Raw genomic sequence first — 12,409 nt, 5'->3', positions numbered from 1 at the left:
CATGAGCCTCAATTATCTTGATTTTGAGCTTCCAATCGCAGAATTAGAAGCAAAAATTGAAGAATTACAAAATGTAAGCCGCGCTGGCGAATTAGACCTTGGATTAGAAGAGGAAGTCAGTCGATTAAAAGAGAAAAGCGCTGAAATGAAAGAGAAAATTTTCTCTGAATTAGGTGCTTGGCAGGTTTCTCAGTTAGCCCGTCATCCGTTGCGTCCTTATACTCGTGATTACATCGAGCGCATTTTCACGGAATTTGACGAACTAGCAGGCGACCGTACTTTTGCTAACGACCCTGCTATTTTAGGTGGTGTTGCACGCTTTGAAGGTCAACCAGTTATGGTTATTGGCCAGCAAAAAGGGCGTGACACGGCTGAAAAAATCAAACGCAACTTTGGTATGCCAAAGCCTGAAGGTTACCGTAAAGCATTGCGCTTAATGGAAATGGCTGAGCGTTTCAAAATGCCAATCATGACTTTTATCGACACCCCTGGTGCGTACCCAGGAGTTGGTGCTGAAGAGCGTGGTCAAAGTGAAGCGATTGCACGTAACCTAAAAGTAATGGCGGCGTTAAAAGTACCAACCATCTGTACCGTAATCGGTGAAGGTGGTTCAGGTGGCGCATTAGCCATTGGTGTGGGCGACCGTGTAAACATGCTGCAATACAGTACTTACTCTGTAATTTCACCAGAAGGTTGTGCATCAATCCTTTGGAAAAGCGCAGATAAAGCACCATTAGCTGCAGAAGCAATGGGCGTAACTGCTGCACGTGTTAAAGAGCTTGATTTAATCAACAACGTTATTGATGAGCCACTAGGTGGCGCACACCGTAATTACGATGCGATGGCACGTAACCTTAAAAACCAACTTAAGCGTGACCTTGCTGACCTACAAGGCCTTTCACTTGATGAAATGCTTGATCAGCGTTACAAACGTTTAATGTCGTTTGGTTATTGCTAAACACAGCTTATAATCGAAAAAGCCGCTTTTTGCGGCTTTTTTTGTTTTATAATGCCTGTAACTACTAAGCTTGTATATTGATTGGTTTTTAATGCAAACATCAGATTTATATCATCATTTTTTAGCTCAATTACAGCCTTTACTGAATAATCAGCAAAGGCGCTTTAGTGTGGCTTTATCAGGTGGTGTTGATTCGGTTGTGTTATTACATTTAATGACGACTGTGCGAAAACAGTATCCTGAACTTGAAATCGAAGCGGTGTATGTCAATCATGGTTTGAGTCAACATGCTGGTGAGTGGCAAAGGTTTTGCCAATCGCTATGTGAAGAGCTTGATGTAGCATTTAAAGCAGTGCACGTTGAAATTGTTGAGCGTTCGCGCACCTCACTTGAAGCACAAGCCCGAGAGGCAAGATACCAAGCACTTGATGAAAACTGTTTAGCAGGCAGTGTGTTACTGCTTGGTCAGCATTTAAATGATCAGCTTGAAACCTTTTTGTTGCGACTCAAACGTGGCTCAGGCTTGCAAGGCTTGGCATCAATGCAACAGCAGCGATTACTCGCGTCAGAACGGGTATGTTTTAGACCACTCATTAATATTACTCGTGAGCAAATTGAACAGTTTGCCGATGAATTTGCCATTACTCATATCACCGATGATTCAAATAGCGATGAGCGTTTTGATCGTAACTTTTTACGTCATCAAGTGATGCCGTTATTAACGATGCGCTTTCAAGGCTTTGAAAAAAGTGCAGCGCGTAGTATTCGGTTGCTACAGAAGCAACAGTCGCTACTCGATGAATACACTCAAAGTGACTTAGAACAGTGTCAAAATCTGCGCGGGGGCTTAAGTTGTGAGTCTGTTGCAAAGTTTAGTGAAGCTCGTCAAGCCAACCTTGTGCGTGCGTGGCTTAATCAATTTACTCACCAATTGCCTTCTGAAAATCAGCTACATCAAATTATTGAACAAGGCTTAACAGCAAAAGCCGATGCGCAGTTAAAAATTTGTTTGCAAAGCGGCGATGTTCGTCGACATCAGCAGCATTGGTACTTTGTGAAGGAGCAGGCAATACCTGAGGCGATGGAAATTGCTTTGCAGAGTATTGAACTGACAGATGGCCGAAAGCTAACAGTGAAATTGGGCAAGGGTATTAGAAAACCAAAGCCGAATGAGCAAGTAAGGGTTGAATTTAATAAGCCACAAGCGCAAATAAAGCCTTTGCATAAACCAGGTTCAAATACCTTAAAGCATTGGTTTAAAGATGCCAAAGTAGCTCCTTGGTTACGTGCGCAAGTGCCGCTTATTTACTATAACGATGAGCTAGTGCAGGTGGTTGGCTATTTTGTTAGTGCCCAGCACAGTGCTGATGATGGAATTTTTTGGGAGATAGATGTATGAGTGAACAACCACATGCTGGTTTATCACTAGTTAACAAGGCACCGCTTGGATTTGTGTTGTCGGTGTTAGTTGCAGTAATTGCGAGTTTTGTTTTCACACAGTTGACTTTAAATACGCTCTTTTATGCGCTAGTGGGCGGAGTCGTGTGCTCGTTATTGCTATTGGCTTATTGGTCAGGTAAAGGCGGTATTTTCTTTATTTTAGGCGTGCTTACACCACTGGCGTTAGTAGTGATATCGCCCCTTACTACGATGGCTGCATTACTTTATTTATTGAGTGGTTTCTTCTCTGGCTTTTGGTTGCTATTACTAGGCTATAAGCTGATGGTTAAAAAAGCCTAACGGGGGATGTTAGGCTTTCTTTTTAATTAGTAGGCTCTGGCACAATTTCTGCCTGCTGCTTTAGCCTTATAAAGACCTTTGTCAGCACGGGCAAATACTTCGTTTTCGCAATCTTGGTTATTAGCAAGTGTAAAACCTATGCTAGATGTAACCTTGTATTGTGCCATTAAATCAGACTGAGCAACTAAGTGCATAATGCGATCGGCAATGACTTTGTTGGTTGTAAACTTAGGGTCATCGATAAGCAAAGCAAACTCATCACCACCAAAACGAAAGATTGAATCAGTGCCGCGTACACTTTTGCCCAGCACCTTAGAAAACTCTTGCAGTACATCATCGCCAATTTTGTGACCAAAATTATCGTTAACTTGTTTGAAGTTATCTAAATCCAGCAACATCAAGCTAAATGGGCGGTGCTGCCTGCGACAGCGCTCAAGCCTTTGTGCCAAGCTGTCATTAAATTGACTGCGATTATTGAGACCGGTTAAGGCATCTTTAGTTGCAAGTCGTAATACACGGTTATACATAACCGCATTACGTAATGGGTAAATAAGTGCGCCGTGCAGCTGTTGTAGTTTGCTTTTTATAGCTTGTCCCATAGGAAACTTACTAAAGTATATTAGCTGGCCAAGGCGCTCATTTTCGATATCTAAATCAAATGAATAAGGCGTCTGACTGGTATCGCTTTCTGCACTTTGGCAAACACCAAGGGAAGACTGAAATTGCAAACCTGATAAATTGATTAACTGTTTAGCATGCTCAGCAAAAATTGTAAGAATTTCCTCAATTGATAACGTTGTCTGTAATTTCGCTACAAGGCTATGCGCATTGTTTAATTCATTATTTCGGTAATATTCTGCCGAAAATGGCATGAATTCGCCACGTGCAGACACTCGCTGCGTCAAAATATGGACATTTTCCACGATAATTCTCCCCCCGGAGTGTTTAGATACTGTGAGTAAGCGAGATTTGTGCCATTTTTTTAAACTGGCTGAAAAACAAATGGTTGCTATATTTAAAGAAAGATATAGCTGGTCATCAAGTTGAAAGGAGTTTATTGCTTGCAAAATGTACTGATTCAAGTGTTCGGCTTGCTTGTTGCTGCCGTTGTGTTCGTTTGGTTCTTCAAACGAATTGGTTTACCTCCTATTCTTGCCTACTTGGCAACGGGCGTGTTGGCGGGCAGTCACGGTATTGGCTGGATGGCACAAAGTCATGAAATGCACTTTGTCGCAGAACTCGGTATTGTATTTTTGCTCTTTAGCCTTGGGCTTGAGTTTTCGATTCCACGCTTGATGGCAATGCGCAATATCGTATTTGGGCTGGGATCATTGCAAGTCGTTGTCACTAGCGTTGTCTTTATCATTATTTTGCTATTGCTTGAGCATAGCCTGTTAAACAGCTTTACGATTGCAACACTTATGGCGCTATCTTCTACAGCCGTTGTGGTTAAGCTGTTAAAGGAGTCTGGTGAGCTGAATCAACGGCGCGGTCAGCTGGCTGTGGGTGTATTACTGTTTCAAGATATTGCCGTTGTGCCGTTGTTAATTGTTTACCCGCTTTTAGCGCAAAGTGGCTCAGATGCCATTGCCGGCGCACTGGCTTTTGCATTAACTAAAGGGGCATTTGTATGCGCTTTATTGTGGGCAATTGGGAAATGGATCTTACCTAAGGTATTCAGTGAGATAGCACTGGTTCGTACCGATGAGTTATTTGTTTTAACAACCTTATTGGTCGCGCTATTTGCAGCAGGCCTTACGTATTTATTTGGCCTTTCTATGGCACTGGGTGCATTTTTAGCAGGGATGATGCTAGGCGAGAGCCAGTATCGTCATCAATTAGAAGCTGATATTAGACCGTTTCGCGATATTTTAATGGGGCTATTTTTTGTTACGGTCGGCATGCAGCTTGATGTGTTATATGTGCTAAATAGTTGGTATTGGATTTTAGCCGTATTAGTTGGGCTGCTCTTTTTTAAAATTGCCGTATTAGCAATTTCAGCGCAAGTGATTGGTGAGCGTAAACAAGATGCCGTGGCCGCTGGTATTATGCTATGGCAAATGGGGGAGTTTGGTTTTGTATTAATCGCACTGGCATCGCAGCATTTGCTGATCAGCACAGAGCAAGCATCATTTCTTATTGCCGTGGGCGTCTTATCAATGGCACTCACTCCTTATTTGATAGAGAAAACTCCCGTACTTTTAAAGCGCTTTGGTTTACTTTCCCATGCAGGTCAGTACTGGCAACAGCCTGCAACAAGTAGTCCCCTTTATCATAATCATGTGGTGATTTGTGGTTTTTCGCGTGTAGGGCAAACTGTTGCTCGCTTTCTTAAGCCTGAGGCCATTGAGTACGTGGCTATTGAAAGTAACCCTATTTTATTGCAAGAAGCAAAAGCTGCGGGTGAACCGATTATTTTTGGTCATGTAAAACAAAAAGATATTTTAAAATCAGCAGGGGTAGAGCGAGCACGGCTTGTTATTATTACATTCGCAGACTTTGAACAAACGCAAGTCGTTGTTGATGCTATAAAACAAATAGCGCCCAAAGTAAAAATTTTAGTCCGAATGCGAGATGATTCTGAGCTGGAAACACTCAAAGAGTTAGGCGTTACAGAAGTTGTGCCAGAGACCCTAGAAGCGAGTTTAATGCTAGTCTCGCATGTGCTTTATATGTCTGGTGTACCCATGACACGAATTATTCGCAGAGTGAGTAAAGAGCGCCGTAACCGCTATCAATTTTTAAATGGCTTTTTTACAGGGGATAAGCTTGATAGCGAAGAAACCAGTTCTGATCGATTAGAATATTTACATGTTATTGCATTGCCTGAATATGCGTTTGCTGTGAATCAAAAAATCAGTGAGCTAAAGCTTGAACAGCGCCGAGTATCGGTTAGAGCGCTGCGCCGACAAGACAGGGAAATAGAAGCCCCATCATCGCAAACAGTATTAATGGCTGGCGATATTCTTGTTTTACAAGGTAAACCGCGTCGAGTAGAGCGTGTAGAGCATTACTTACTCGACGGAACAGAGTAATCAGTCAAGCTCTAGGAATTTACGAATTTCGGGTAGTTTATTGAGCCCGTCTTGGTAACCTATTTCAATCAGCTTTTGGGTATAGCGTTTTTCGAACAGTAAGTAACTGGTTAAACTCGATTGTGAGCGTTTTTTTATACCTATCATACGCAGTAGCACTTTAATCGCGATTGGCATATCGTCATAAAATTGTGCTGCAATCATATTAAAATTTTGTGAGGGGTTAATTATACAGGTATCAATCTGTTTAAGTTCTTGATGTTTGTCACGCGCAGGTAACAAGCCAAGTGTTCTGTTTATGCGTTCTAATCGCTCTAAATCAGATTGCAGCGTGTCGGTAAAAACACTATCAAGCAGGTGACCTGCAATATTTGAAAGCCCAGGGTAATGGGGTTGATACCCAGGTGGATGCATTTCTTTAGGTTCATCAACACCAATAATAAAGATTTTTTCAGCGCCTAAATGCACAGAAGGGCTCAATGGTGACAACTGATGTATAGACCCATCGCCAAAATAATGGTTATGTACATTAACACTTGGAAACACCATGGGAATAGCACTTGATGCCATTAAATGTTCTACATTAATACGCGCTGCTTGACCTTCGCGTTTCGCCCGTTGCCATGGTTTTTGCGTAAGCGATTGAAAAAAAGCCACAGAATCACCGGTTGTGTAACTTGACGCAGTAATAGACACAGCATCTAGGTAGTTTTTATGTAGGTTACGTTCTATGCGTGATAAATCTAAAATCTCGTTGAGGAGTTTTCTCAGCGGTTTATTATTTAGCAAGCTTGCTGGTGGGTGATTAATGTGTTCAGACTGGAAGCTCGTTAAAATATTGCGTGTTAGATGTAAAAACACGCTTAAAAAATCACTTTTGTACACTTGAGAGGTGGAAAAGTTTTTCCAGACCCATTCGAGCTTTTTACTCGCCAAATGGGCGCACGACGCATAACATGCAAGTGCGGCGGAATTAATTGCCCCCGCTGATGTCCCATTAATAATAGTAAAAGGTAATGGGGCAGTGCGAGGCATACTTTGTGTTATTGCTTTCAACACGCCGACTTGATAAGCGGCACGCGCGCCACCACCTGTTAATAATAAGGCGATTTTAGAGTGCTGTGTTTTTTTTAACTTACTGCTCATAGTTGCATTTAAATTGTTGTGCGTCTTTACTTTATTTATCAACTGTAAGTCTTTAAGCTAGAAGAAGCAAAGTTTACCTAATTGCTCACGTTATTTTGTCGAGTTTTATGTCTGTTTTTTAAAGGAGTCTGTATGTCAGAGCATTCGTCAGAGACCGAAGTACAAAAGCGTCCAGTTAATAACAACCTTATTTTTGGTGTTGTTATTTTAATTATTGTTGCCTGTGTTGCAGCGTATATTTTACTCCAACCAGACGATAAGCCGACGCAAACCGTAGAGGATATTGTAACTGAAGAAGTACCTATGGCGGAGTTTCAAGAGCCCGAACCAGAGCCTGAACCCGAACCAGTTGCAGAGCCAGAACCAGAGCCCGTTGTTGTTGAGCAGCCTGTAGCACGTGAAGAAGAGCCAGTGCCAGAGGTAGAACCATTACCTACATTAAACGAAAGCGATGAGGTGGTTGTTGCTCGCATGGACGAAGTGTTGAGCGATCAGGTTATGAGTTTAATGGTGACCGATGATCTTATTCGTCGCGGTGTCGTGTATGTAGATAACATTGCAAAAGGCAAAGTAGCAGCTAGCCATGCACCTGTTGAACGTCCAAAAGAGTCATTTAAAGTTATTGAAGGTGATATTTTAACGATTGATCCGAACAGTTACGAGCGTTACACCCCTTATGTGAAACTATTTACTAGTTTAAGTGCTGCTCAGGCTATTCGCATTTATGATGAATATAAACCACTGATAAACGAAGCATACGCTGAGATTGGCTACGAAGGCGATGCCTTTAATCAAACTCTTGAAGAAGCGATTGACGTTTTACTTGATACACCAGAACCAAAAGGTGACATGCCATTAGTGCGCAACTCAGTGACTTATCAATATGCTTATTCAGAGTGGGAAAACCTCCCACAAGCACAAAAGCAGCTTTTACGTATGGGTCCTGAGAATATGAAAAAGGTAAAAGCGGCATTACGTAACATAAAAGCTGAACTAGAAAAGTAAGCTTTTAAACCATTAAATACAGTGCGATTGTACAGCAAGTATGCAATCGCACTTTCTTTTTCGAATACCCCTTGAATAACAGGCCAAAACTAGAGATAATCCCTCCCGCGCCAAACAAGGCCCTCAATGGTAGTCTTATTGGTCCTCTCGCAACACTAGCAGGTGAACCTGGTCAGGCCCGGAAGGGAGCAGCCACAGCGTGTGACGTGTGTGCCGAGATGTGGCTGGTAAGACTGCCACCCAAATTCTTTTTGGGTTGTCGTTTGAAGTATAAGTTGGCATTTCTTCCAAAAGACAAATCAACCTATTTCCACTCAAAGCTAAACACTCTCTTATAAACCTTCCATAAATCTGTAAGCTAAGAATAGATCTACTTGTTTAATCAGCTTTTTATGTGCATGAAAATGCCAAGCTTACTCTGTGTTAATTACTGCGGTGCAGTATCAATAAGAAAAAGTTTCTTGGGTGATTAAAATGACGATATCATTAAAATTTTAAACGGCACTTTTCAAAGCATATGGCGAGAAAAATATTCCGAACTATGTAACTCACCCAAGGTATGGCAGTGCTCCATTGGTTTCCAAAGATGAAGTGCCAGCATGCACAATAGACAGTGCACACTGCACTAGATGTGTTGAATGCAGAAAAAAAGATCAAGGCACTCGCCTTATGCACAAACGATATCAAGAACTTATCGTTTTAAAGGAGCGAACGAATCCACAGAGTAAAGAACTCAAGCAAATAGCAATAAAGCTTTATAAATTGGGGTATATACGAAATCCAAATAAGCTGAATATTGACATCGGAATCTAACGAGTTAAGTCACTAATTTGTCGTCTAGACCTAAGAGGTATGGAATTGAAAGTGGTGAGTTACCGCTAAACTCAATATTTTCAAATTAATAGAATTAGCTTTTTAAATTAGCATTAGGGTGAATAGTTATTATTTAGTGTGAATTGTACTATATTAACATTAAATGTAATGCAAATAGGAATTGTTCGTGATAGCATCTTTGTGCTATTTCAATAACAAGGGTTATTATGAATTTTTCTCTACTTCCTACAGCCACAGCGGTGAGCTTAGCGCTTCTGTCAAACAGTGCTTTTGCAGCAGAACAAACTAATAAAAAAGACACAGACCCCATAGAAAAAATTACTGTAAATGGTAAGTACATCGTTAACGAAAATATCGATACAGCGACAGGCCTTGGTTTATCTATTCGTGAGACTCCACAGTCTGTAACGGTCTTTACTGCTGAGCGTATTCGAGATCAAGATTTAGACACGATTATTGACGCAGTTGATAATACGGTTGGTTTGTCATCTTCAAAAATGGATAACGTTCGTAACACCATGCAATCACGCGGGTTTAATGTGTCTAACTATCAAATTGATGGTGTGCCTTTATCGTGGAGTTTGGCAGGGGATTCTGGTGAAACGTCAGCGGATGTTGCGATTTATGAACGAGTAGAGTTTGTACGAGGCGCCACGGGTTTATTAACAGGGGCGGGCGACCCATCTGCATCAATTAATCTTGTTCGCAAACGCGCGCGTAATACCGACTTAACTGGTTATGTTGATGCTTCAATAGGAAGTTGGAATAAAAAAGAGTTAACCCTTGATATCGCGAATGGCTTAAATGATAGCGGTACAGTGCGCGGTCGGGTGGTTACAAAAGTGGTTGATAGTGAATCATATATCGACTTATACGAAGAGAATAAAAATATCTTCTACGGTGTATTAGAGACTGACCTAACACCTGATACTACACTGCGTGTAGGAGCGAGTTACCAGAACAGTGATCCGCATGGTCCTGTGTGGGGCGCTTTACCTGCATACTATACAGACGGCACAGCAGCTGAGTGGGATGATTCTAAAACCACGGCCCTTGACTGGACTCGTTGGGAAACAACGCACAAAAACTATTTTGCAACCGTTGAGCATTTATTTTCGAATGGTTGGCAGTTAACAGCAAATTATAATCACTCAAAATATGATAAAGAAAGCCGCTTATTTTATGTTTCTGGTGCATTAGATAAAGACACAGGGGCAGGCTTAACAGGGCAACGTTATTTTGCGTTTGGCTCAACAGAGCAAGACAGTGTCGATGTGCAGCTTAAAGGTCAATACACTTTGTTTGAACAGAGTCATGACTTTGTGGTGGGTGCGCTTTACTCTAAGCAAACTGGTGAAACAAGTACTCGCGATCCCGATCCTATCATTGGTGGTAGCGCATGGGATGCGGTTCCTATTGATAACTTTTTTGATTTCCAAGGGGATGATATTACAGAACCTAATTGGACTGAAGAAGTGACACTACAAGATGATAACGACACAGTACAAAAAGGCTTTTACGCAGCTACCCGATTTTCGTTAACTGATGCGTTTAAAGTGATTGCTGGTGGGCGTGTTTCGTCATGGGAGCGAGAGCGTTACTATTATGGCGATCAACAAGATTACGGCGATTCAGGTGTTTTTGTGCCTTACTTTGGCGCACTCTTTGATTTAAATGATCAGCACCGCATGTATGCCAGCTACACAGAAATTTTTCGTCCGCAAAATAGCTTAGATGCGAACGGGGAGTATTTAGATCCTGTTGATGGTAAAGCAAGTGAAATTGGCTTAAAGAGTGCTTATTTTGATGAGCGTTTGCAAACATCTTTGGCTATTTTTGATATTCAACAAGACAATTTAGCCACAGAAGACCCCAACTTTGTGCCAACAGCTGAACAAATGTCAGCATATTATGGCGCTGAAGGAACACAAAGTCGCGGCTTTGAGTTTGAAGTGATGGGGGAGCCTGTGGATGGTTGGAATATCTCTGCCGGCTACTCACAGTTTAAAGCTGAGGATGCCGATAACAACAAGGTAAATACAGATTCACCACGTAAGCAATTTAAGTTATTTACGACCTACCAATTTGTAAAACAATTACCAGCGCTTACAGTTGGTGGTGGTCTTAACTGGCAAAGCAAGTCATATGCGCAAGGCACAACACGTAATGTAGAGCAAGATGCTTATACAATTGTAAACTTGATGGCACGTTATAATATTAATGAATCAATGGATTTACAGTTAAATGTTAATAATCTATTCGATAAGAAATACTATAACTACATGACAGCAGGCTACTATGACCTTTACCGCTATGGTGCGCCACGTAATGCATCACTGAGCTTTAGCTATAACTTTTAATTGATTGCTCGGGATAGGCTCATATCGAGTTGCAACTAAAGGTGCATTTGCACCTTTAGTTTTATGATTATCAGGGCTTCTTCGTTATTCTAGCTTTAAACAGCGACGAGCTGTTTCATTTTATGACAACTCATTTCCTTCTTTAATATTATTGATCTTAAATAATACCCTTTTAAATAAACTGGCTTACTCTGTTGCCAAATTAAGTAACGAGCTACTCGCTTGTTTGAGGGATTTTAGATAAATGATTACGTTAGATGAGCAGCGTTTAACATCGTTAAAACGTGGTTTTCATATACCACCTAAGCCTGAACTGCTCGATGAAATTGCAAGTGAAATGGAATTAGACGATGCTTGCTTAGATAGAATTGCCAGCATGATCTCTAAAGATATTAGCCTCTCTGCTTTATTATTAAAAACCATCAACAGCCCTTTTTTTGGCTTACAAAGAACGATCAGTGATATAAAACAAGCGGCTATGTTTTTGGGTTTAGAGCAACTAAATCGCTTAGTTACATTCGCATTACTTAAGAACAACTTTGTTGGTGATGCCTGCATCAGTTTAGAGCGATTCTGGGATGAGTCTGTTGAAGTGGCAAACGCTTGTGTTTGGCTTGGGCACAGTTACAAGTCGCTGATGCCAGTTGATGAGCTTTACTCGTTAGGTCTTTTCCACAATGTTGGCATTGCAGCAATGGCCCTAAAATACCGTGACTATATTGACGTATTACAACACGCAAATCATGCAAAAGAGCAAGTAATAACCGAACTTGAACAAGCTCGTTATCAGTGCGACCATGCTGTTATAGGTTATTTTATTGCCACATCGTGGCACTTACCTAAGCCGTTATGTAATGTTATTTTGAACCATCATAATAGTCATTTTTTACAGCTAAGTGATAATGACCACCAGCGAATGGCCTTTGCTATTTTAAAATGTGCAGAAAGCATGATTGACTATGCCAGACACAGGCAACATTCAAGCGAGTGGCTAAAAATTAAAGAGCAGTGCTTTATCGAGTTAGGAGTTATTGAGCAGGAATACGCCGATCTTCTAGAAGATTACCTCGACAATTCAATGGCGAGTTAAAGTTAATAAAAACCTTCGATAAGCAAGCGGGTGGTGTTAATTCACTGCTCGCTTTTATCTAAGTTCACGAGCTCCGGTAAGTGCTCATTAGTACGTAGGTTTTATCTTGAAACCGTGAGTAAATTGAACCTTAAAATAGATATAAAAGCAGTTTGATAAACTGTAGTCGCGTTATTTATATGAAACTAATGACGTGTGGTTCAACGCAAATTATGAAGCAAGTACATAACCATCTCTAATA

Annotated in this window: 9 protein-coding genes and 1 other RNA gene; 8 read left to right on the top strand and 2 right to left on the bottom strand. The window is 41.2% G+C overall.

The window, feature by feature from the left end; genetic code table 11:
* Nucleotide 1 precedes the first annotated feature (1 nt).
* The 3 genes from accA (at nt 2) to L3Q70_RS10820 (ending at nt 2,698) form a co-directional block, all read left to right on the top strand.
* Entirely contained in the window at nt 2-958 is a 957-nt protein-coding gene (accA, locus tag L3Q70_RS10830) for an acetyl-CoA carboxylase carboxyl transferase subunit alpha (RefSeq protein WP_054553102.1), read from the top strand.
* Between the two features lie 91 nt (nt 959-1,049).
* On the top strand, nt 1,050-2,357 hold the full coding sequence (gene tilS, locus L3Q70_RS10825) for a tRNA lysidine(34) synthetase TilS (RefSeq protein WP_237114258.1): 1,308 nt from the start codon (nt 1,050-1,052) through the stop codon (nt 2,355-2,357).
* Nucleotides 2,354-2,698, top strand: coding sequence for a hypothetical protein (locus tag L3Q70_RS10820; protein ID WP_237114257.1), 345 nt, complete (start codon nt 2,354-2,356; stop codon nt 2,696-2,698). Before tilS ends, L3Q70_RS10820 begins: the two co-directional genes overlap by 4 nt.
* Before the next feature lie 26 nt (nt 2,699-2,724).
* Here L3Q70_RS10820 and L3Q70_RS10815 read toward each other — a convergent pair whose 3' ends face one another.
* Nucleotides 2,725-3,621, bottom strand: a complete 897-nt coding sequence (locus tag L3Q70_RS10815) for a GGDEF domain-containing protein (protein WP_237114256.1) — start codon at nt 3,619-3,621, stop codon at nt 2,725-2,727.
* Between the two features lie 138 nt (nt 3,622-3,759).
* Between L3Q70_RS10815 and L3Q70_RS10810 the strand changes: the two genes are divergently transcribed.
* Entirely contained in the window at nt 3,760-5,733 is a 1,974-nt protein-coding gene (locus tag L3Q70_RS10810) for a monovalent cation:proton antiporter family protein (protein WP_193987553.1), read from the top strand.
* Here the strand turns inward: L3Q70_RS10810 and L3Q70_RS10805 are convergent, their stop codons facing one another.
* Complete coding sequence (locus L3Q70_RS10805; RefSeq protein WP_237114255.1) at nt 5,734-6,879, bottom strand: patatin-like phospholipase family protein; 1,146 nt, start codon at nt 6,877-6,879, stop codon at nt 5,734-5,736.
* Between the two features lie 132 nt (nt 6,880-7,011).
* Between L3Q70_RS10805 and L3Q70_RS10800 the strand changes: the two genes are divergently transcribed.
* From L3Q70_RS10800 to L3Q70_RS10785, 4 genes are all read left to right on the top strand, one after another.
* Nucleotides 7,012-7,884: a DUF3014 domain-containing protein gene (locus tag L3Q70_RS10800; RefSeq protein ID WP_062569898.1), complete on the top strand. Its 873-nt coding sequence runs from the start codon at nt 7,012-7,014 to the stop codon at nt 7,882-7,884.
* A gap of 136 nt (nt 7,885-8,020) precedes the next feature.
* An RNA gene (ffs, locus tag L3Q70_RS10795) (signal recognition particle sRNA small type) lies at nt 8,021-8,117 on the top strand.
* An 807-nt stretch (nt 8,118-8,924) separates the two neighbouring features.
* Nucleotides 8,925-11,078 carry a TonB-dependent siderophore receptor gene (locus L3Q70_RS10790; protein ID WP_237114254.1) on the top strand — a complete coding sequence of 718 codons (2,154 nt, stop codon included), beginning with the start codon at nt 8,925-8,927 and terminating at the stop codon, nt 11,076-11,078.
* 244 nt (nt 11,079-11,322) lie between these two features.
* The gene (locus L3Q70_RS10785) at nt 11,323-12,168 is read left to right on the top strand and encodes an HDOD domain-containing protein (protein ID WP_237114253.1); all 846 of its coding nucleotides are present in this window, start codon (nt 11,323-11,325) and stop codon (nt 12,166-12,168) included.
* Nucleotides 12,169-12,409: the final 241 nt, after the last annotated feature.

Origin of the sequence: Pseudoalteromonas sp. CF6-2 (assembly GCF_021729425.1) — a bacterium.
GTDB lineage: Bacteria > Pseudomonadota > Gammaproteobacteria > Enterobacterales > Alteromonadaceae > Pseudoalteromonas > Pseudoalteromonas arabiensis.
Note: the sequence above shows the minus strand (reverse complement) of the source record. Positions and strands in the feature narration are given on the sequence as shown.

What these genes read in the sequence shown, in the direction of transcription:
- accA (WP_054553102.1), top strand. Translation starts at nt 2, where the DNA reads ATGAGCCTCAATTATCTTGATTTTGAGCTTCCAATCGCAGAATTAGAA.
- tilS (WP_237114258.1), top strand. Translation starts at nt 1,050, where the DNA reads ATGCAAACATCAGATTTATATCATCATTTTTTAGCTCAATTACAGCCT.
- L3Q70_RS10820 (WP_237114257.1), top strand. Translation starts at nt 2,354, where the DNA reads ATGAGTGAACAACCACATGCTGGTTTATCACTAGTTAACAAGGCACCG.
- L3Q70_RS10805 (WP_237114255.1), bottom strand. Translation starts at nt 6,879, where the DNA reads ATGAGCAGTAAGTTAAAAAAAACACAGCACTCTAAAATCGCCTTATTA.
- L3Q70_RS10800 (WP_062569898.1), top strand. Translation starts at nt 7,012, where the DNA reads ATGTCAGAGCATTCGTCAGAGACCGAAGTACAAAAGCGTCCAGTTAAT.
- L3Q70_RS10790 (WP_237114254.1), top strand. Translation starts at nt 8,925, where the DNA reads ATGAATTTTTCTCTACTTCCTACAGCCACAGCGGTGAGCTTAGCGCTT.
- L3Q70_RS10785 (WP_237114253.1), top strand. Translation starts at nt 11,323, where the DNA reads ATGATTACGTTAGATGAGCAGCGTTTAACATCGTTAAAACGTGGTTTT.